Here is a 20,916-nt window from a genome sequence, read left to right on the forward strand (position 1 = left end):
TTGAAATTTGGCCTTTGGCGCCGCGCTTATTCCCTTTATAATAAATGTGAATTCGATTTACAACTTCCCTATAACAGCAAACCCCACTATTCTTCATTTCATTTTCACAAACTTATAAGTTAAATTTGCATCAAAATTGAAATGATATGTCATCAGTAGAAACTGCATTTGTTAAATACAAAGTAAAAGACCTTTCGTTAGCCGAATGGGGCCGCAAGGAGATTGAACTGGCCGAGGCTGAAATGCCGGGCTTAATGGCTTTACGCCAGGAGTACGGACCAAGCCAGCCTTTGAAAGGTGCACGTATTGCAGGCTGCCTGCACATGACCATCCAAACCGCTGTATTAATTGAAACATTGATTGAGCTTGGCGCCGAAGTTACCTGGTCGTCATGTAATATATTTTCAACCCAGGATCATGCCGCTGCCGCTATTGCTGCTGCAGGTATTTCTGTTTATGCCTGGAAAGGTATGAACGCCGAAGAATTTGACTGGTGTATTGAGCAAACATTATTTTTTGGCGAAGACCGCAAACCATTGAACATGATTTTGGATGATGGCGGCGATTTAACCAACATGGTATTAGATAGGTTCCCGGAACTGATCGCCGAGATCAAAGGTCTTTCTGAGGAAACTACTACAGGTGTTCACCGCTTATATGAGCGCATGAAAGCCGGTACATTGCCAATGCCTGCAATTAACGTGAACGATTCTGTTACCAAATCAAAATTTGATAATAAATATGGTTGCCGCGAATCGCTGGTTGATGCTATCCGCCGTGCAACAGACGTTATGATGGCTGGTAAAGTAGCAGTAGTATGCGGTTATGGCGACGTAGGTAAAGGTTCTGCCGATAGCTTACGTAACTCTGGTGTACGCGTTATTGTTACCGAAATTGACCCTATCTGCGCTTTACAGGCAGCTATGGAAGGTTTCGAGGTTAAAAAATTAGGCACTGCCATTAAAGAAGCCGATATTGTGGTTACTGCAACAGGCAACAAAAACATCGTTCGCGAAGAGCACTTCCGTGCCTTGAAAGATAAAGCCATTGTTTGTAACATCGGTCACTTTGATAACGAGATTGATATGGCCTGGTTAAATGGTACTTACGGTAATACCAAAATTGAAATTAAACCACAGGTTGATAAATACACCATTGATGGCAGTGATGTTATCGTGTTGGCCGAAGGCCGTTTGGTTAATTTAGGTTGTGCTACAGGTCACCCAAGTTTTGTAATGAGTAACTCATTCACCAACCAAACTTTGGCCCAGCTGGAGCTTTGGACAAACAATGCAGCTTACAAAAACGAGGTTTACACCTTACCAAAACACCTTGATGAAAAAGTTGCCCGTTTACACCTTGCTAAAATTGGTGTAGAGCTGGAAGTACTTGATCAGGATCAGGCTGAATACATCGGCGTAACCGTTGATGGTCCGTTTAAACCGGAGTACTACCGTTATTAATTTTTAAGTGAAAGGCAAAAGCCGAAAGGTTTTTGCATGGATATATAAAAGGCATGGTTTTAGGATCATGCCTTTTTGTTGACAGACAGATGGGGTTAATTTACTAATGCCGCCGGTTCTGCTACTTGCGTAAGGAGGTGTTGGTTATTGCGCAACGCCATCTCTTAATGAACAAACAAATTAAGTTATGCTATGGTTACTATACACTTACACTGGGTATGAGGGAACGATATCAAGTATTTTTAATGGTATTATATTTATCAGCTTTAAAAAACATTATGGTAGTTAATGTTATTTTTAATATGCAGGTTAACAAAGCTGCATGAAAAAATATCTGCGTTTAATAAGTGCCATTGTATTTTCACTGAGTGCCACAGTTGGTGCGCGGTCCGCGCAGCAGGTAAAGCACATATTATCAACAACGGCTATCCCGCAAATTATTGTTGGCGATGTAGCAGGCGTCATTTCGGCCTGTGCCGGTACACCATCTGTAAGCCCGGCTATTCAACAATTTCCGGTTTCGGCAAGTGGTTTATCTGCCGATGTAACGGTTACAGCCCCCAATAATTTTGAGATCTCGCTTGTTGCCAATGGAACTTATAGCAATAGTGTAACGCTTACCCAAAACTCCGGACTGATCTCCAATATCATCATTTATGTGCGGTCATCGGCGCAGGCCGTAACAGGCAATATATCCGGAGATGTCATGCTAAGTTCGGGTTCGGTTAGCCAAACAGCAAAGGTAACTGGTTATATCAACGCGTTGCCTGTGGTTAATCCGGTCGCTAATCAAACCAAACAAAACGGGCAACTTACAGATGCCGTTAATTTTACCGGTACAGCAGGCAGTTATGCGTGGATAAATGATAATACAACTATTGGTTTAGCCCCCAACGGTACCGGGAATATCGGCAAATTCATTGCGGTAAATACAGGCACCATGCCTGTTACTGCTAATATTACGGTTAGTCCGGTGCCTGCAAACTATGCCTATGCGCCCAATGGCTTATCAAATTCAGTTTCATTAGTAAATACCATTACCAACAAAGTAGAGCAAGATATCACGCAAGGAATGCCGGATCATTCAAATCCGTCGAGGGTGGTGCTGAGCCCCGATAAAAGCCTGCTTTATGTGGTCAATCCGGGCTCAAATACGGTATCTGTAATCAGTACCGCTACCAATAAAGTACTTACTGCTTTTGCGGCAGGGGTTAACCCAACGGGTATGGTGATAAGTCCCGATGGCAACAGGCTGTATGTTACAGGTGGTACATCTAACCGCTTAAGCGTTATTGATGCCAATACGCACGCCATTGTAAAAACGGTTGCAACCGGCCTCAACCCTGCTGATCTGGCCATCAGTGCCGATGGTAAAAAACTATACATCATCAACGCAGGTTCAAATGCGGTTCAGTTTTATGATACTGCCACTAATATCTTTGAATATGGTTTAGTTACCGGTATAACCCCAGGCAGTATCACCATAAGCCCGGATAATAAAAAGCTATATATAGCCAATTATAATTCACATGATATAGCTGTGGTTGATATTGCCAGCAGGTTACTTACTTATAAAATTGACGTTGCAACGCCGGCAGGGGGCATTGCAATAAGTCCGGATGGCACCCGGTTATACGTATCAAACATAACAGCAAAAAAGGTTACCGTTATCAACACCTTAACCAATAACATACTTACTAAAGTAGATGTTGGCGATAGCCCATCCGATATTACCCTTAGCAGCGACGGAAGCAAGGTTTACGTGGTTAATTCGCTTTCGGCTTATATATCGGTTATTGATGCAGCAACCAATACAGCTACACAGCAAATTCCTGTGCAGCCCGGCGGAAATTTCATGGCTATATTTAGTGATAATTTATGCGCAGGTTTGCCGGTGCAGTTTACCATCACTGTTGATCCTTTGCCAACGCCTCCTGCAACTCCGGGGGATATCAGCATTCCCAATAGCTTTTCGCCCAATGGCGACGGCAGAAATGACCTGTGGGAGATAAAAAATTTAAGCGCTTACCCTCGTAATACGGTTGAAGTATTCAACAGGTACGGGCAAAGACTGTTCAGATCAATTGGTTACAATATTGCCTGGGATGGCACTTTTAAGGGACAGCCCGTTCCGGAGGGGACCTATTATTATATTATCAATCTTAAAAATGGCAACAAATCGTTGTCGGGGAGTGTAACCATCGTCAGGTAATCGGGGCGGGTTGAAAAAAAGGGGTAAAAAAAAATAGCGGACGTCGTGCCGTCCGTCGGCTGACGGATCGGCATCCCACAGGACAGGTAAACCACATGCAATGTTCGCTCCCTAATATCACCTAATTGCGTCTTGCTACTAATTACTTGCTACTAATGTGGGCGTTCCCTGCGGGCCGGGTTTTACGCTCATACTACACAGGCCTTAACCACTTTGGCCGGTATCCGCTGCACCCCCTAACGCAAGAAAGGGATGACATCGGGCGCCGGTATAAAAACTAAATGTTTCGGACTCGTTAAATAGACCGTAATTCCCTAAATTAGAAAAACCTAACCAATTAGAAAAAATGGAGATAATAGCCAAAATTTTAGTAGGACTCGTAGCAGTCGAACACTTATATATCCTTTATATGGAAATGTTTGCCTGGGAAACGCTTGGCCGAAAAACATTTAAGGGCGCTCTTCCCGATAGCTTATTCTCCCCGACAAAAGGACTTGCCGCTAACCAGGGCTTGTATAATGGTTTCTTATCCGCGGGTCTTATCTGGACATTCTTCATTTCGGATAAATTATGGGCGTTTAACATCAGCGTGTTTTTCTTAAGCTGCGTAATTACTGCAGGTTTATACGGAGCGCTTACAGCAAGCAAAAAAATATTTTTTTCACAAGCATTGCCGGCAATTGTGGCTCTTGCTTTTGTGTTGCTTGGTAGGTAATATTCTTTGTGTGCGCTACTGCGTTGTTTATTACCGCATTACATATATATTCGGTCGCCTTATGAAATCACTCTTCATCTTAATGTTCGTAGCTGTAATGACAACAGTTTGCGCCCAGGAGCAATCAACAATGAAAGTAAATCCTGACGCCCGGCAAAAGCTCAGCCAGTTTATTCAGCAATCGAAATTTGACGGCGAGCCTAATACCTCATTTAATGGTCTATCGAACCCCAAATTAAAACCTCAGTTGAATGCCCTTTTAAACCTGGCCGCGAAAGATTTTTTAGTGACAGTGGGCTTGCATCCAACCGAAAGGAAATTCCAGGATAATATAAAAAAAGGTTTAGACAGGTTTAATACCTACGCTGATGAACTGGATACGGAAGACAAGGAAAGGATATGCCATTATTTTGAAGAGTTAATGGATTGCGTTGGCCTGCAAAGCTCCAATGGTCTGTTAAATAAATGGATTTACGGTTTTGACCCGACAAAGAAGAATTAGGCTCAAAACGACGATAATTTCAGGCTGATACCAGTTAATAACATACCGCGTCACGAGTACCCCAACGCACATGACCGGCGCTGCATACTCGCGCCAGTCGGAGTTAAACAACCTGATAAATAATATGAAGTTCAATACTACTGCAATATTAATTGCCATTATTTATAATGTAATCCCTCAGCTGGTGCACGCGTGTCGCGTGTACCCCGCTGACAAGTGAACGCTGTAGTGTAAACTTATTTTAGGACAAGACAATTAAAGCTTTAAAAAAACTTTTCATTGGATCATGATAGATAATAAAGGAAAAGAACTCATAACAGAATTGCTTTTTGACCCAATTCTGTTTCAAGAACAGGGCAAAGGCTATGGTTTATACAATCAATATTCAAAAAACGGACTTGAGATAGAAACCCTTATTCCATTACTTAATTCAAACAACGAAGATGTTATTAAACTAGCGATTTGGATAGCCTCTGAAATAGCAGTTCACGCATGTGACCTATTTCCATATGTTGTAAAACATGTGAACAATAATAATCCCTATATACGATATCATTCATTGGTGTTTATCATATTATGCTCAACTGAAAGTCACAAGGAAGCATTTATTCATCTTGTTCAAAGCATTTCAGACGAAAATTTAGCTATTGGTATGTTGGGGATGCGTTTGCTTTCAAATGCGGATTCAAAGCAATTACAAATTGCTATTGAACTTGTAGAAAGATACAATCTTGTTGACAGTGAATTGCACAAAATAGGGCTTTTAAGCCTTTTGAATTTTAAAGAAATTGCTGTTTCTTCGATTGTAAATATGTTACGTGACCATAGAGAATTAATTCAACAATATGGAATTATGTTAATAAAAAGAAAAGAAGAAAGTAATACGATATTAATCAATGAAGCGCTGGAATGCAATAATGCAGTCGTTCGGGAATTTGCTTTAGCCTTACAAGATTTATGACCTCAGCTACCGCAGAGCCTCAACTGGCGCGAGTATGCAGCGGGCGGCGTACTCGTGACTAAAGAGTTTTAATCAAATAGCAATTATTCTTTCCAATATAGAGTTAAACGAATTCTATAAGTTGTTGATGCAAAAATCATATTAAGATTTGCCTTAAAGGAGCTATTTTCCCATAAAGTTTCTCTGGAAAGATATTTTTGTCCATGAGTATTTACTTCTTTAGTAGATGTATCGGCAGCTGTTGGTACTCCTAATTGGGTCAACAAATCTTTTTTGATTCTTTCATATTCGCCATTGTATATGTCCAGCTTTGAGCTTTCTTCTCTCCACATTTTTTGCTTATTAAAGAAATTTCCATACCGGTCCTGTTCCCAATCATATGATATTAGGCGCAGTGTAGAATCTCCAGGAGTATAAAAGTATTCAGCATTTATTGGTAAATATTTAAAGGGTATTCTTTGAGTTATAATCGGGTTTGTTACTTTATGTTTATCTACCAGGGGATAATAATCTTTGGAAAGAGCAATGTTTTGAGACAAAAAAACTGTTTGCGGATCAATTCCTTTTTCAAACTCAATGACCTCAGAAATTTTAGTTTGCTTTAACCAAAGATGTTCTTGTGCAATAGCTGACGATAAATTTAAAAGTAAAGCGATAAAAGAAAATAATTTTGCTGTCATACAATAGTGATGGTATTATGTAATTTTAACAAAATTCAATTAATTAACAAAGCCCAACTGGCGCGGGTATGCCGCCTCAGCTGGTGCACGCGTGTCGCGTGTACCCCGCTGACAAGTGAACGCTGTTGTGTAAACCTATTTTAGGACAAGACACGACCATAACGGAAAGTCTACTTTTCACATCACCGTGTCCGGTCAGATCAATTTTGCAGCGCATTTTAAAAAAAACACATACAACTATTCAAAAATATCGAAAATGCATTAGCTTAAACAAATTAACTAATTAAACCCCGGCGAAAATGCAGAAAAACGCCGGAGTAATAATTTATGTGCAGTTTAACTGTTTATTTATAAACCAGAATCACCAGTTCAAGTACCTTTACATAACTCAAAACGATCTTTGACCGCACCGCATTGAGCTGTTTTTTACAGATCCGGAAAATGTTGCGGTGATTGGTGCTATCCTTGTCCATCAGGTCGTAACACTCTGTAACTTCTTTTACGACGCTTTTCTTGATTTGTTCATCGAGCCAGGTCTTGACCTTTGCATTCAACGCTGCTTTATTAAACATCCTGCTACTTTATTTTATAATAGCACTAATATACGGCTATTTGAATTCAGCACCCCGGATTATCTAAATGATCAAACACATGCTAAAGGGCATGACCTATAATCTTAAGGTTTTAAAGATTTATGCTCCATGATATTATCGCGAATTGACTACGATAAAGTCTTTGATAGCTTGTGCGCTAATCAATACAGAATTAGCTCTGCTAAAGCGTGCTATATTAATGCCTATGAAATGATTCTGCATATCAAATACAGGGCCTCCGCATTGTTCGGGGCGCAAGATCAGGTCGGTACTGTAAATATTCCTGAACCCATCATTACGCTGGCTGCTGCCACCGGCAAAATGGTAAGCCGGATGATCATGAAGCATTAATGGCGGATAAGTGAGCACGACGCTTTTCAATATGTTTTTTGAGCCTCTTTGCAGTTTAAGTTGCAGTGTGTCGCCTGGCCAATGAGCTTTCAATGAGTCATTCAGACCAGGGATTATATCCCCGGAGCGAATATCCAGCTGCGCCGCCGGTGAACCAGGGCGAACAAAATAAATTTTTTCAGGGCTGCTGCCATGTTGAGGTGTAGCGCCTAAAAAGCCAGCACTATTAATTTTTCGAAGGCCGATCGGGCCACCGCTAACTATACCTGTCACCACTGAATCTATTACGGGTGCAAACAAGACCTCCCCAGGATCGGGGCTGATGATCTGCTTAATTTTTAGGCCCTTAAGCTTTTGCGCCGGACGGATCAGCACGAGGTCATGTTCTTTGTCCCGTGCTATTACTATGCCCGGTTTACCAAGAATAAAAACTGAATCGCCGACTATTGAACTCTTTGAAACTACGAACGATTGAATCACTGTCCCAAGCACTGTTTGCGCTTTACCATCTAACCGACTCGTGATCCTGACACAGGTACCGGTATAAGTTCCGGCTTTGGGCCAGGTAAACTCCAGAGTTCTATTATCTTTCTGGACGGCGTCTACCCGCTCAGGCCAGTTTCGATAAATAACCGGTTTCTGAAGCGCCGACCAATATTCCTGGTACAAATTTACTGGCACATCATAATTTTCCGATTCCGGGATTCCGATAGCACTGTGTAACCCTATGAGCTCTCCACTTAAATTAAAGAGAGGACCGCCTGAATCACCTGGTTCCATCAAAGCTGTTGACCGGATAAATCCGCGGCTATTCAATGGTTCGATAACCTTGCCAAGACGAATAGTGGGCTGTTCCTGGTCAAGGCTTTCAGGGTAGGCAATGCTAAGGCAGGGTTGATCCTTATGCAGATCAGCTAAACTCATCACTACTCCCGGATGGTTTGTGCCTTTCAAAATTCTCATGAGCGCTACGTCAGGACGTGTTTTGTCTTCAGACAATTCAATCTTTCCCAGCGCCTCCGCGATGGTTTCTTCGCCGTTTGGAAAAAAGATTTTGTAGGTGCTGCCGGGCGTAATAACATGAGCGGCTGTAAGGATATAATTGCCTTTTACCACTACGCCACTGAACTGTGCACTGGTGCGTTGTTGTTGCAAAGTATCGAAACCCCATATACGGACACAGGCGGGCCTGACTTTGTCCACTGTTGATTTAAGATCCTGAGCAGCTGCATAACGGTTAATTATGAAACTACACAGGATCAGGAGAAAGCGTGACTGCATCTTAATTCTTAAAAAGTTCTGCCAGTTTTTTATTAAGATCTTCGCCACGAAGATTGGTGCTGATGAGTTTGCCTTCACGATCTACCAGGAAGGTTGCAGGTATCGCTGAAACACCATAAAGACGGGCGACACTGTTGCTGCTGCCATTCAGATCACTGACTTGCGGCCATCCCATGCCTTCCTGCTGCACAGCCTTCAGCCATTTGTCACGGCTGCTGTCCAGTGATACAGATAGGATCTCGAACCCTTTATCTTTATACATTTTATACTGGCTCAAGAGGTTTGGGATCTCCTGGCGGCAAGGTGAACACCAGCTGGCCCAGAAATCAACCAGCACAATCTTGCCTTTATAGCTGGCTAAAGAAACCGCTTTACCTGCCGGGTTTACTTGTGTGAAAACTGGTGCAGCCGCTCCAATTTTAAGGCGGTAATGCGCCTCTATAAGCTCCTTGATGGATTTGCCATTATCTGTTGCCCTGATTGCCGGGCTGAAGGTTTTGAATACCTGTTCGGCTATCGTAACAGTTTTATCATTAGCAGCGGTACCGAACAGCGCAACCGGTGCAAAGAAAGAATCCGGATGGGTTTTGGCGAACTCCAGGTTATTGGCTTGGAGATCAGCAACCATTTTATAGTGGTGGCGGGCCACCTGGTTGGTGAACGCGGTATCGTTCACAAGTTCGGGTGCAGCAGCGATCTCGGCATTGGAAATATGGTCAATATCCCATGGCATCGGACCTACGGCTTTCACATAAGCCGAATATTCTTCATAGGTTTTAGAACCGCTCATTCGCGCGTTTGCCAAAGAGTCCTTAGAGTCAATATTCAGCGTTTCGTTTGCAAAATTAAAATAGATAACATCCCCGCCATGAGTAGCGATTTCACGTCCAAGGCCTTTATGATCAAGTGCTAACCGTACTGAACTGTAGGGATTCATTTGACCGGTAAAGTGAAAAGTCCCGCTGGCCAATGTAGTCGAATCCTCATGACCTTTACCATCTGTCATAAAGCTTAAATAAACTTTTTTACCGTTGAGATTACCAATCTGCCCGTTAATAGTAAAGTGGGAAGTTTGTGCCGCAGCGTTCAATGCAGCCATGCTTAAAATAATGCTTAATAGTTTTTTCATACATTTTTTGTGAAATCCTTTTAATACATGATCTCCGAAAACGAAAAGAGCCCATCAGATGCAAAACTTTATTTCGCTATCTTGATTGACAGGAAGTCAATCTCCACTTCTGTTCAATAAATTTACCAGGTGAATCCTATCAAGAACTGACGAAGCCATGCGGTTTTCAAGCCATTCAAAGTCCCAGCAAAAACGCATAACCTCTAGGCAGCCCGTGAAAACCTATTTTAGGACAAGACAATCTGTCCATCCGCCTAAAACCCCTTCTTTCGGGTAATTCCCGGCTTCCTGCTTTTTTTACTTTCATTAACCTCACCAACGCCTTCGGCCCCATAGCTCCTGGCCATTTTGGCAATGCGTTCTTCCATGGTTTCGGTGGTTAACCGTTCCCTCCCCAGGCTGTCAACCATAATGGGGAACGCGAATGGGGTAGGGCGCTCAATCGTTTTCAGGATGATGGTTTGGGTGCCGATGCGCTGTAAAGCCGCCCTCAACCTAAACTCTTCGAGCTGAAAAGCCAGGGCCTCATTATAGGCTTGCCGTACCAGTAAATTATTTGGCTCATACTCGCTAAACACCTCGAACAGCAGCGAGGTGGAGGCTTGCAAATGCTTGTTCTTCACCTGCTGACCGGGGTAGCCTGTAAATACCAGTCCGCCGATATGGGCGATATCCCTGAAACGGCGGCGGGCCATTTCGTTGGCGTTCAGGCTGTGCTGGATATCATCTATCAGGTTATCTATAGAGAAAAAACTGGCATCTTCCAGCACCCGCTCAATGGGTACGTCCTCATCGGTAAGCAGCTCGAAGCCATAATCATTCATGGCGATAGAGAAGCTGGCATTCTTAATCTTGCTGATGCGATAAGCCAGTAGTGATGCCATGCCCTCATGCACCAACCGCCCTTCAAAGGGGTAGAACAACAGGTGATGCCCTTGGCGCGATTTAAACGATTCAATCAAAAACTCATGGCTTTGCGGCAAATGCGATAGTTCCTGCTGTAATTTAAATAAAGGTTTAAGGGCTATCACTTCTATATCTTTCTCGATACCATGAGCCACCTCATCCAGCTTATCGCGGAATACAGCCGATAGTTGTGACGACAAAGGCATGCGGCCACCATTCCAACTCGGTATAAGCCCCTTGGTTGAGTTTGATTTTTTAACATAGGCGGTCATCTCCTTCACCCGGATAAACTCCAGGCTACGGCCTGCAAACCAAAAGGTACTGCCCGGTTTGAGCTTGGATACAAAGGATTCTTCGATGGTGCCTAAACTGCCCCCGCTAAGCCATTTTACCCTGATGCTTAATTCGCTGGTAATAGTGCCTATGCTTAACCTGTGCCGCATAGCCACCCGGCGGCTGTTCACCTTATATAAGCCATCCTCAATCTCCACCTTTAAAAACTCATCGTATTGGGCCAGCGTTTTGCCGCCGCTGGTTATAAACTCCAAAAGCTCGCCAAATTCCTTGCTGGTAAGGTCGGCAAAGGCATAGGTGCCTTTCACTTCTTTAAATAGTTCGTCGGCCCTGAAACCATCTGATACCGCCAGCGTAACCATATACTGGATCAGTACATCCATGGTAAGCAGCATGGGGTCGCGGCTTTCAAAAATGCCTTTCTTGATGCCTTCCTTAAGGGCCGCACCTTCCAAAAGCTCCAGCGAGTGGGTGGGTACAAAATAGGCTCTTGATACGGCCCCCGGGTGGTGGCCGCTTCGCCCGGCACGCTGCATAAACCGGGCAACACCTTTGGGACTGCCTACCTGCACCACAGTATCCACCGGCCTGAAATCAACCCCAAGATCCAGGCTCGAAGTGCATACTACAACTTTCAGGGCCTCGGCGTGCAGGGCCTGCTCCACCCAGTTGCGTAACTCGTTATCCAGTGAGCCATGGTGCATGGCCATGATGCCGGCATACTCCGGGTAATTATCTAAAATAGCATGATACCAGATCTCTGATTGCGAACGGGTATTGGTAAATATCAGTGTGGTTTTGCTGCGGGCCACTATCTCCATTACCTGCGGCAGCAATTTTAAGCCGATATGCCCCGCCCAGGAATAATTCTCTACGTTATCCGGGATGATGGATTTTATCTCCAGTTTCTTCTCCAGGTTGGCCCGCACCATCTTAATCTGCTCCGGAGGAAAATCGTTACCTAATAAAACTTCGGCCGCCTGCTCCAGGTTCCCAATGGTTGCGCTGATACCCCAGATCTTGAGTTCGCGGTTTGCAGGAGGCAGGTCGCGGCTTGCAGTATTACCGAGAGGCTCATTTTGATTTTTTTTCACGACTAACTCTTCACCTCCCATTGCCGGCTGCTCCCTGTTAACAGCTAACTGAGAACTGCCAAGAGAGGCAAGGGCCTTGAGCCGGGACAAACCCAATTCCACCTGTACTCCTCGTTTAGTACCTAACAGCTCATGCCACTCATCAATAACCACTACCTCCAGGTTGCTGAATATTTTTGGATATTCTTTTTGAGCCAGCATCAGGTGCAGGCTTTCGGGTGTGGTGAGCAGTACTTCCGGGAGTTTTTTCTTCAGGGCGGCTTTTTCTGCAGCCGGGGTATCGCCTGTTCGGGTAGCAATGCGCCAGGGTAATCCCATTTCATCGCAGGCTTCCTGCATGGCTTTACGGATATCGTTGGTTAAAGCACGCAGTGGGGTTATCCATAGCATGAGTAAGCCGTTGTTTTTTTGCGTGGTATAGGTATCCGGGTGTTTATTAATAAAATCGGCCAGGAAAGGTAAAAACAAGGCATAGGTTTTACCGCTGCCTGTAGGCGCGTTCAGCAAACCCGAATAGCCGGCAAGATAGGTCGCTTCCATTTCCTGCTGAAACGGGAACTGATGCCAGTTTTTTTGCTTGTACCATTGCTGTATAACCTGCCGGCCTTTTCCTATCATCGTTTAATTAACAAAGGAATAACACTTTAGTTGGATAATCAAAAAATTAGCATGCCATAAGAGGTTATTTCTGTACGTGACCTGATTTACCCGCCATGGTTGTATACATGGGCTCCATAGGTGTAAGTAGCTTATGATTACCTTAATATTAAAAATAGCAGGATGCGTGTTAGAGGTAGTATAATTTCGGCGGAGAAATTACACCTTGCATTTTACCGGATGATGGTTAATGAGCCAGATAGGGTGCTTCGGCTGTGTTTTGGGTTGATGATGTAATAATACACGCCGCCGGGTACCTGCGTGCCGTTGTAGGTGCCATCCCAGGGAACGGTATACCCTGTTGATGCAAATAGTTTGGCCCCATAACGGTTATAAACTTCAACCGTGCAGTTGGTGTAGGTATCAAGATATTTAATGTTCCATTGATCGTTAACGCCATCGCCATTGGGCGAAAACGCATTTGGCACTACCGGTCCCTGCAATACGGAAACGTTCACCTGCCCGCTTACCGAACATCCGGCGCTGTTGCTTACCGTTAGGGTGTAGGTAATATCCTGCAGTGGGGTAACCGTTGGGTTTAATACGGTTGCATCGTTCAGGTAAGTAGTCGGTGTCCAGGAATAAGTAAGGCCGTCGCCCTTCGCTGTTGCAGGCAGACTTGCACTGCCACCGGCGAGTACGGTGATGTCTGGTCCAGCTGTAATGACAGGTATGGGATTAACCGTAATTGGTTGGCTTAACGTAACAGGGCAGCCATTTGTCGCACTATAAACGTAATTGATGGTAAAGGTACCTGCCCCGGCTGTGGTCGGATCAAACAATCCAGTATTGCTTACGCTGGTGCCGGTGTAAACACCTGTACCGGCTACCCCGGCAATTTCCTGCGCTGCCAGCTGCACGGTACCGCCATTGATGCACACGGCCGATGGTGCGGTGAAAGTTAACTCGGGCACAGCAAGCAAAGTAATAGTTTTATCCATGACAGATACGCAGCTGCCGCCCGAATAAGCTACCATACGTACCTGGTAATTTTGTGTGGCCGGGGTATGGAAGGCAGTGTAGGTATGGTAGTAAATTTTACCATAGGCCGGGCTTTGGTCTGTAACTACAGTGGTAGGGTTATTGCCATAATCATAATACCATTCTACTTTGGTAATGCTGCCAAAATTTACTGTTGATGTATTGGTAAATGTAACCTGTTGGTCGCTGCAAAGCGTTGATGTGTTGGCTACTGTAAATGAGGCTACGGGAATTGATCCGTTTATGGTAAAGTTTTGGGTGAGGGTGGAGGTACAGCCGCTTGCTGATGTTACCGTAAGGGTAACCGGGTATACTGCTGCCTGGGTGTACTTATGCGAGGGGTTTTTTAATGTGGATGTATTGGGGTTGGCTGTTGTGGCGTTGGCATCGCCAAAGTTCCATAGATAGGTAAAGCCGCGGGCGGTATTGTCTGCAATGGTGCTGTTATCTGTAAAAGTTGCAGAAGCATCGGCCAGGCAAACATCGGGCATAGTGAATGCGGCAAGAGGCAGGGGACTTATGGTAATGTTTTTTGTGCTGATGGCCGTGCATCCGCCGGAGTTGGTTAGGGTAAGCTTTATACTATAGGTGCCGGCGGTGCTGTATAAGTGCTCAAATGCCGTGCCGCTGGTTTTGGTTTCGGTAGTCCCATCGCCATAGTCCCAAAGTCGGCTGGTTATGGTTCCCGTGGCGGTTGTGGATTGATCTGTAATAGTAACCGCTTTGGTTAAACAATCTGGTGTGGAAAAGCCGAAGGCTGCAACCGGCAAGGCGCTGATAGTTATGGTTTTAGTTGCTACAGACGCTGTGCAGCCGGTATTGCCCGCCACGGTGAGTGTCGCTGTGTAGGTGCCGGTTTGGGTGTATGTATGGTTTGGATTTTGCAGCGCCGAGGTTTGCCCGTCGCCAAAATTCCAGGCCCATGAGGTTATGGTTGATCCGTTGGTAACAGAAGCATCGGTAAATACGGTGGCGGTGCTCAGGCAGGTAGCGTTGGGTACGGTAAAACCGGCTACAGGTGATGGCGTTACTACTAAAGTAAGGTTGTTGGATGCAACTACACAGCTTGCCGAAGTAATGTTACCAGTTGTAGCCGAAACCAGGCGGTACTTATAGGTGCCTGCCGTGGTGGGCGAGCTTATGGTATACGTGGTTGCTGTACCGGCGGTGCCCAGGTCTGTCCAGGTACCATTAGTATACATTTGCAGTTTTTGTACATATCCGCTGGCCAAGGTGCTGGTGGCTTTAATAGTATAGCTTTGTGCCGAACCTGCGCATGTGGTAACTGTACCACTGGCCGACGCGGTAAAAACAGCCGAAACCGTTGATCCATACGGACTAAAGGTAATATCATCCACCGCGAAATCATTACCCTGTGTGCCGCTGGCATTGCTAACCAATTTAATAATCACATCGCCTGTGCCTGCTGGCAAGGTAAAGTTGGCAGTATAATTATGCCATACGTTGCCAGAAGGCACATCACCCGTTGGTACCCCGTTACCCAGTTCTGTGACACCATCGGCCGCGTAGATATGGAAAATCATATTGGGTAATATGCCGCCCGATGCCAATACATTCTTAATCCACACGCCAAACTGGTATTGTGTATTACCACACAAACCCGGCACGGTTCGGGTGTATACGGTACCGGCAGTCAGGTTGCCGTTTACCACCATCATATAGCCGTTGGTATTGCCGGTGGTTTCGTAATCATGGTCGTAACTGGTAACAAAACCTCCGTGAACCGTGGTGGTGCTTTGATTGGTAATGGTATAATAATTTTCGCCAATCTGGCCGCTGCCGCTGTAAACATAAGTGGTGGTGCCCGAGTCGGCAGATAAGGCACCGGCACGGGAGGCCGTACCTGATCCAAAAGTTATTTTAACAACCGGATCGCCCAGGCTTTGCGCCTGCGCGCTGTTACCTAAAAATAGCGCAAGTAAAAAATATACAACAAAGACAAGGGATTTTTCGGGCTTTAAGGCAACCAACATTTATAAGCATCATTAATTATGGTGGATTAACGCACCTAAGCGCGCCGCCGCTTAACCAACATGCGCAGGTAAGCAGCTCTTGAAGCTTAAAGATGTTTCAACAATTGCACATTCAAAGGTAGGTATCGATTAATGGGGCAATTGAATCGGTAAATGATTCGCTATGAAAGTGCTGTTGGGTTGTTAGGCATTACGGCGGCTTGGGTTTTACCGGTTTTCCAGCCAATCTAAAAACGCTGTTGCTTTGTCTTTTCCTATCAATAACTGATCAGGACTGGGTATAACCAGCCTGATTAATAATTTACGTGCAAAATAATGTTCTACTTCTTTTACCGCGTTGAAGTTGATGAGGTATTGCCTGCTTAATCTGAAAAATTGACTGGCTGATAAAAGTTTGTGTACTTCATCTAAAGATTGTGATATGGGATACTCCTGGAGGTCAAATGTGGTGATGGTAGGTGTTTCGTTCCGGATATAAAAAAAAGCGATATTCTCTGTTGCAATAGTAACATACTTGTTGTTCTTAAATACCAGGAAACTCTTTTTATCCTGTTTATTATCCAGCCGGTTGAGTAAGACTTCAATTCCAGGCAGATCATTCTTAGGGCCCTGGAAAAAGCTCTGTAACTTACTTACCTTATCAAAAGCCTGCAAAATGTTTTCCTTTAAAAATGGTTTAAGTATATAGTCTATACCGTTTGCTTTAAAGGCGTCTATGGCATAATCGTCATAAGCGGTACAAAATATTACAGGCGATTCAATTTTCACTTCTTTAAATATCTCAAAGCATAAACCATCTGCCAGCTGGATATCCATAAAGATCAGATCGGGCCTGGCATTGGTATTAAGGAAGCTGATGGCCGTGGCCACACTTTGTATCGAGGCTATTATTTGCGCGCCCGGTTGTACCGCAACAATAAGCCGGGCAAGTGCTTTCGCGGTTTTAACCTCGTCTTCAATGATGAGTATAGTCATATATTACAGGTAAATAAACCTTAAAGGATGTACCATCGGCAACTACATCTACTTTTTTATGCAAAAGGTGCAGGTAACGCTGGTTAATATTTTCTAACCCTACCCCGGTAGATGATTCCGGCGTTTTTTTGAGTTGCAATTGATTTATTATCACCAGCATTTCTCCTTCAGAATACAAGGCAATGTTTAAAGGTTGCTCCAACGAAACTACATTATGTTTAATACAATTTTCAACCAGTAACTGTAACGTAAATGGAGGTATGTATGATGACAGATGTTGGTTGCTAATTTTAAAAGTAATTTGGATGCCATCTTCAAAACGGGCCTTTAGTAAATACAGGTAGGCATTTAGTATGTCTAATTCTTCGGATAGTGGAATGATATCCATTTTTCTGCTTTCTAATGAAAAGCGATAAAAATCAGCCAATTTAACTATAAAATCGGCTACATGCTCATCTCCAATATCCACCATTGACTTCAGTGTTGTAAGACTATTAAACAAGAAATGGGGATTTACCTGCTGTTTCAGCAATTCATACTGCGCCCCAAGGTTGTCTGTTTTAATCCTATCCATTTCAAAGCTCATTAACTGCGCGCTATAACTTTGGTATAGCAAATACAGAAACATGTAGATGGTTAAGTTGATCAATACCCCCCTAAACTCATACATCAACGTCATGGATTGAAAATGGTAATAAGGAAATAGCGCCTGGTGAATAGCAACAAGTATCAGCATCAGCATAATGCCTAAAAACAAACTGCTGCTTAGCCGGCGGTTAAAAAAACGCGTAGTAATTTGCTGGTTAGAAAACTTGGGCAGACTGTAAATGTTAAAATACCAAACAAACAGCGAAAATAAAAAGGCGATGGATGCATCTACAACCAGCTCAATCCCCTGGATGTGTAACTGAAGTATTTTGGGTATCGATGCCAAGATCCCCATGAACAGCGAGCTGAACCAGATGATGCGGGCTGATACCCTGAATACTTTTTTGTTATTAGTTTTAACGTACCCGGTAAAAATCATGGCATTACAGATGGTTGCTGCTCAAAGATATATTTAATTCTATCTTGCTGATGAAGTGTATCCAGGTTTGCAACCAAATCTTTGCCTTCAAATTTTTTGTAGCTGATGACGGTATGGTTGGCTATAGCCATAGTTTTTACAAGTTCCACACTACTCAGGTCGCCTGGAATTTTAGCGCCAAACCAATGGTCATCCTCCTGTTGTTTCCAGGTAACTAATGCAAATACTTCGCCCGCCATAGGTTTTTTTAAGCCGGCTATTGCATTTTTTAAACCAAGCTCATTGGCATACAGGGTTGACATGGTACCCCGTTTTTTATTGATTGACGACGACATCACCTTTAAGCCTAAAGCTTCAAATTGAAATGATGGGGGAAGTGAGGCTTTTTTGTTGATCAGATCGGCACTGTTAGTTTTGTGACCGCAGGCGGATGATAACATAGCCAATCCTGCTAATAATATATATATTGATCTTTTCATGATTATTGGTGTTTAAGGGGTTGGGTAAATACAAAATCCTCATCGGCCAAAGGTTTATGGCAGCTTACACATTCGCGGGCAAACATTACATCGGTACCGTAAGGCACCAGTTTAGGGGTTTTAAATCGGGCGAAACCCCAGCCTTTGGTTGTTTTATATTTTTGATCGTCTTTAATCATGTATTCTATCTGCTTAAAAGCGCCGGTGTGTACCTCTCCATCTTTATCGGCAAGCTGGTCCCAGGCTACTTTGGCAAATATGGTTCCGTTTGGCCAGGGATTAATGTGATTCTCCTTAATAGCTTTAGTAGCCACATCATTACCAAATATCACCCGCATCGTGCCATTATCAAAACGCTCGGTTGTACTTATAGGCTGCCAGTTTTTGTAATCGGGAATGTAGGTAACACCGTTAAGCGCGGTGGGCAGTTTATCCGCAGCAACTTTTCCTTTTTGCCAGTGCTGATATTGTTTATCCAAAGCATTTATTTTTGCGGTATCCGCGGGTTTATTTACAACCATATCTGCCATGTACTTTTTTAACACGGCAAGATCATTGGCCGACACCTTTGCCGATGAATGTACCAGCACATAATCTTTAACCGGCATTGCGCCTGCCGAAATCTGGTTAACAGCCTCCCATAGTTTCGCTTTCTGATCGGCCGGGGCAAGGTTTTTCCATGTAGAAAAATTAAGACCCGCCCGGCCATCCTTAACATGCTGCGCCACCTGCCAGTAAATGGGGGCTACTTTATCATACCATCGCAGGTTTGTTTGGTTGGAGTGGCAATCGTAACAGGCGCGTATAATAATGGCTTTAACGTCGGCAGGAGCTTCAAAGTCGCCGGTTGCCGGTGAGTTTTTAATTTCGGGATGAATAAATTGGATCCCGGAAAAAGCGATAATTAAAACAATAGCCAGTATGAAATAATTTCGCTTGCTGGTTTGATTTACTAACTTCCTCATTGTGAAATACTTTTATACAAAGGAAGCATGAATACAGCGGATAGCAAAGCGCTTTTATGTTCAATACGGCAAAATAACCGGGCAAACCGGCATTGCGGAGGTTGATGGTGGGGATTGCCTTTTGTATAGGAAATTCTTTCCCCACAAAAAAGCCCTGCATAGTTTATGCAAGGCTTGTAGTAATATGGTTAGCAGGTTAGTTTATGACATTTTAAGTTTTTTCTGAATATCAGCAACGTAACCTTTAAATTTCTTGTCGGTGTCGATAAGGTCTTCAACAGTTTGGCAGGCATAGATCACGGTAGAGTGGTCGCGGCCGCCAAAGAAATGGCCTATTGATTTTAATGAACTTTTGGTATGGGCCTTTGCAAGGTACATTGAAATTTGGCGGGCCTGCACAATTTCGCGTTTGCGGGTTTGTGATTTCACCATTTCAATAGGTACTTCAAAGTATTCGCAAACCAGGCTTTGTATGTACTCCATCGAAATTTCTTTTGATGAGTTCTTCACAAAGTTTTTCAACATTTGTTTAGCAAGGTTCAGGTCTATCTCCTTACGGTTAAGGGTTGATTGTGCCAGTAATGATACCATAGCACCTTCCAGCTCACGTACATTGTTATCAATGTTATGGGCTACATATTCAATAACATCATTTGATAGTTCAATACCATCCTGGTAGATTTTGTTCTTGAGGATAGCCATGCGGGTTTCCAGATCAGGGATCTGTAAATCGGCGGATAGGCCCCATTTAAATCTTGATAATAGTCTTTCTTCTAAACCGGCCAGGTCTTTAGGGGCTTTGTCTGATGTAATGATCAGCTGTTTGCCGCTTTGGTGCAGGTGGTTAAATATGTGGAAGAAGAAATCCTGTGTTTTTTCTTTACCGGCAAAGTTATGCACATCATCCATGATGAGTACATCAATGGCCTGGTAAAAATTCACAAAATCGTTAATGTTGTTATGTTTCAGCGCGTCAACAAATTGTTGAGTAAATTTCTCGCATGATACATAAAGTACCAATTTATCGGGTAGCGAACGTTTGATCTCGTTACCGATGGCCTGGGCAAGGTGAGTTTTACCTAAACCTACACCACCATAGATCATTAAAGGGTTAAATGAAGTGCCACCCGGTTTTGCGGCTACAGCGTAGCCTGCAGAGCGGGCCAAACGGTTACAGTCACCTTCAACAAAGTTTTCGAAGGTGTAGTTCCTGTTCAGTTGCGGATCTACATTTAATTTTTTCAAGCCGGGAATCACAAAAGGATTTTTGATATCCTTATTGATTGAAATAGGTATCGGCATTGACTGATACTTTGACTCGGCGCCATTTCCGTTCGAGGGCATATTAGTTGTATAGGGTTTGCTTGATGATGATTGCTCAACAACAATATTATACTCCAAACGTCCTTCGTCCCCTAATTGTTTTTTTATTGTTTTGCGCAGCAAGCCTACGTAGTGCTCCTCAAGCCATTCGTAAAAAAACAAACTTGGTACTTGTATGGTTAAAACACTCCCCTCCATCCTTAAGGCTTTTATCGGCTCAAACCAGGTTTTAAAGCTCTGTGCCGGTATGTTGTCCTTTATGATCTGAAGACAGCTATTCCAAACGTTAGTACAAGTTTTTTCCATGTATATATAAGTAATTATTTGATTTCCA

16 protein-coding genes are annotated in these 20,916 nt (G+C 43.7%); 5 read left to right on the forward strand and 11 right to left on the reverse strand.

Features of this window, described 5'->3' with window-relative positions:
- The first annotated feature begins 146 nt into the window (after positions 1–146).
- The 5 genes from ahcY (at position 147) to AC1DYB_RS24730 (ending at position 5,853) form a co-directional block, all read left to right on the forward strand.
- A complete protein-coding gene (gene ahcY / locus AC1DYB_RS24710) occupies positions 147–1,463 on the forward strand; it encodes an adenosylhomocysteinase (protein ID WP_295715964.1) in 1,317 nt (438 codons plus the stop codon).
- A 322-nt stretch (positions 1,464–1,785) separates the two neighbouring features.
- Entirely contained in the window at positions 1,786–3,675 is a 1,890-nt protein-coding gene (locus AC1DYB_RS24715; RefSeq protein WP_477438855.1) for a T9SS type B sorting domain-containing protein, read from the forward strand.
- A gap of 346 nt (positions 3,676–4,021) precedes the next feature.
- Positions 4,022–4,390 carry a DUF1304 domain-containing protein gene (locus tag AC1DYB_RS24720; RefSeq protein WP_477438857.1) on the forward strand — a complete coding sequence of 123 codons (369 nt, stop codon included), beginning with the start codon at positions 4,022–4,024 and terminating at the stop codon, positions 4,388–4,390.
- Positions 4,391–4,520: 130 nt separating this feature from the next.
- Positions 4,521–4,892 (forward strand): DUF4844 domain-containing protein, encoded by a 372-nt coding sequence (locus AC1DYB_RS24725; protein WP_477438859.1) that lies wholly within the window; start codon positions 4,521–4,523, stop codon positions 4,890–4,892.
- Positions 4,893–5,178: 286 nt separating this feature from the next.
- Positions 5,179–5,853: a hypothetical protein gene (locus AC1DYB_RS24730; protein ID WP_477438861.1), complete on the forward strand. Its 675-nt coding sequence runs from the start codon at positions 5,179–5,181 to the stop codon at positions 5,851–5,853.
- Positions 5,854–5,936: 83 nt separating this feature from the next.
- Here the strand turns inward: AC1DYB_RS24730 and AC1DYB_RS24735 are convergent, their stop codons facing one another.
- The 11 genes from AC1DYB_RS24735 to dnaA all read right to left on the reverse strand — a co-directional run bounded on the left by AC1DYB_RS24735 (position 5,937) and on the right by dnaA (position 20,888).
- Complete coding sequence (locus AC1DYB_RS24735) at positions 5,937–6,533, reverse strand: hypothetical protein (RefSeq protein WP_477438863.1); 597 nt, start codon at positions 6,531–6,533, stop codon at positions 5,937–5,939.
- A 344-nt stretch (positions 6,534–6,877) separates the two neighbouring features.
- Complete coding sequence (locus AC1DYB_RS24740; RefSeq protein WP_477438865.1) at positions 6,878–7,105, reverse strand: hypothetical protein; 228 nt, start codon at positions 7,103–7,105, stop codon at positions 6,878–6,880.
- Between the two features lie 135 nt (positions 7,106–7,240).
- Positions 7,241–8,758, reverse strand: a complete 1,518-nt coding sequence (locus tag AC1DYB_RS24745; protein ID WP_477438867.1) for a trypsin-like peptidase domain-containing protein — start codon at positions 8,756–8,758, stop codon at positions 7,241–7,243.
- 1 nt (position 8,759) lies between these two features.
- Positions 8,760–9,887: a redoxin domain-containing protein gene (locus AC1DYB_RS24750; protein ID WP_477438870.1), complete on the reverse strand. Its 1,128-nt coding sequence runs from the start codon at positions 9,885–9,887 to the stop codon at positions 8,760–8,762.
- Positions 9,888–10,141: 254 nt separating this feature from the next.
- Positions 10,142–12,799, reverse strand: coding sequence for a ligase-associated DNA damage response DEXH box helicase (locus AC1DYB_RS24755; protein WP_477438872.1), 2,658 nt, complete (start codon positions 12,797–12,799; stop codon positions 10,142–10,144).
- Between the two features lie 212 nt (positions 12,800–13,011).
- A complete protein-coding gene (locus AC1DYB_RS24760; RefSeq protein WP_477438874.1) occupies positions 13,012–15,813 on the reverse strand; it encodes a PKD domain-containing protein in 2,802 nt (933 codons plus the stop codon).
- A 207-nt stretch (positions 15,814–16,020) separates the two neighbouring features.
- Positions 16,021–16,788, reverse strand: coding sequence for a LytR/AlgR family response regulator transcription factor (locus AC1DYB_RS24765; protein WP_477438876.1), 768 nt, complete (start codon positions 16,786–16,788; stop codon positions 16,021–16,023).
- Positions 16,769–17,815: a sensor histidine kinase gene (locus AC1DYB_RS24770; protein ID WP_477438878.1), complete on the reverse strand. Its 1,047-nt coding sequence runs from the start codon at positions 17,813–17,815 to the stop codon at positions 16,769–16,771. The genes AC1DYB_RS24765 and AC1DYB_RS24770 overlap by 20 nt, the downstream gene beginning before the upstream one ends.
- Entirely contained in the window at positions 17,812–18,294 is a 483-nt protein-coding gene (locus tag AC1DYB_RS24775) for a hypothetical protein (protein ID WP_477438880.1), read from the reverse strand. Before AC1DYB_RS24775 ends, AC1DYB_RS24770 begins: the two co-directional genes overlap by 4 nt.
- Before the next feature lie 2 nt (positions 18,295–18,296).
- A complete protein-coding gene (locus tag AC1DYB_RS24780) occupies positions 18,297–19,259 on the reverse strand; it encodes a heme-binding domain-containing protein (RefSeq protein WP_477438882.1) in 963 nt (320 codons plus the stop codon).
- A gap of 201 nt (positions 19,260–19,460) precedes the next feature.
- On the reverse strand, positions 19,461–20,888 hold the full coding sequence (gene dnaA / locus AC1DYB_RS24785; protein WP_091150538.1) for a chromosomal replication initiator protein DnaA: 1,428 nt from the start codon (positions 20,886–20,888) through the stop codon (positions 19,461–19,463).
- Positions 20,889–20,916: the final 28 nt, after the last annotated feature.

The organism is Mucilaginibacter sp. P2_A4 (genome assembly GCF_056405015.1).

Coding starts and splice junctions, on each gene's coding strand:
- AC1DYB_RS24730 (WP_477438861.1), top strand. CDS start 5,179: ATGATAGATAATAAAGGAAAAGAACTCATAACAGAATTGCTTTTTGAC.
- AC1DYB_RS24765 (WP_477438876.1), bottom strand. CDS start 16,788: ATGACTATACTCATCATTGAAGACGAGGTTAAAACCGCGAAAGCACTT.
- AC1DYB_RS24740 (WP_477438865.1), bottom strand. CDS start 7,105: ATGTTTAATAAAGCAGCGTTGAATGCAAAGGTCAAGACCTGGCTCGAT.
- AC1DYB_RS24720 (WP_477438857.1), top strand. CDS start 4,022: ATGGAGATAATAGCCAAAATTTTAGTAGGACTCGTAGCAGTCGAACAC.
- AC1DYB_RS24745 (WP_477438867.1), bottom strand. CDS start 8,758: ATGCAGTCACGCTTTCTCCTGATCCTGTGTAGTTTCATAATTAACCGT.
- AC1DYB_RS24760 (WP_477438874.1), bottom strand. CDS start 15,813: ATGTTGGTTGCCTTAAAGCCCGAAAAATCCCTTGTCTTTGTTGTATAT.
- AC1DYB_RS24770 (WP_477438878.1), bottom strand. CDS start 17,815: ATGATTTTTACCGGGTACGTTAAAACTAATAACAAAAAAGTATTCAGG.
- ahcY (WP_295715964.1), top strand. CDS start 147: ATGTCATCAGTAGAAACTGCATTTGTTAAATACAAAGTAAAAGACCTT.
- AC1DYB_RS24715 (WP_477438855.1), top strand. CDS start 1,786: ATGAAAAAATATCTGCGTTTAATAAGTGCCATTGTATTTTCACTGAGT.
- AC1DYB_RS24750 (WP_477438870.1), bottom strand. CDS start 9,887: ATGAAAAAACTATTAAGCATTATTTTAAGCATGGCTGCATTGAACGCT.
- AC1DYB_RS24775 (WP_477438880.1), bottom strand. CDS start 18,294: ATGAAAAGATCAATATATATATTATTAGCAGGATTGGCTATGTTATCA.
- dnaA (WP_091150538.1), bottom strand. CDS start 20,888: ATGGAAAAAACTTGTACTAACGTTTGGAATAGCTGTCTTCAGATCATA.
- AC1DYB_RS24755 (WP_477438872.1), bottom strand. CDS start 12,799: ATGATAGGAAAAGGCCGGCAGGTTATACAGCAATGGTACAAGCAAAAA.
- AC1DYB_RS24725 (WP_477438859.1), top strand. CDS start 4,521: ATGAAAGTAAATCCTGACGCCCGGCAAAAGCTCAGCCAGTTTATTCAG.
- AC1DYB_RS24735 (WP_477438863.1), bottom strand. CDS start 6,533: ATGACAGCAAAATTATTTTCTTTTATCGCTTTACTTTTAAATTTATCG.
- AC1DYB_RS24780 (WP_477438882.1), bottom strand. CDS start 19,259: ATGAGGAAGTTAGTAAATCAAACCAGCAAGCGAAATTATTTCATACTG.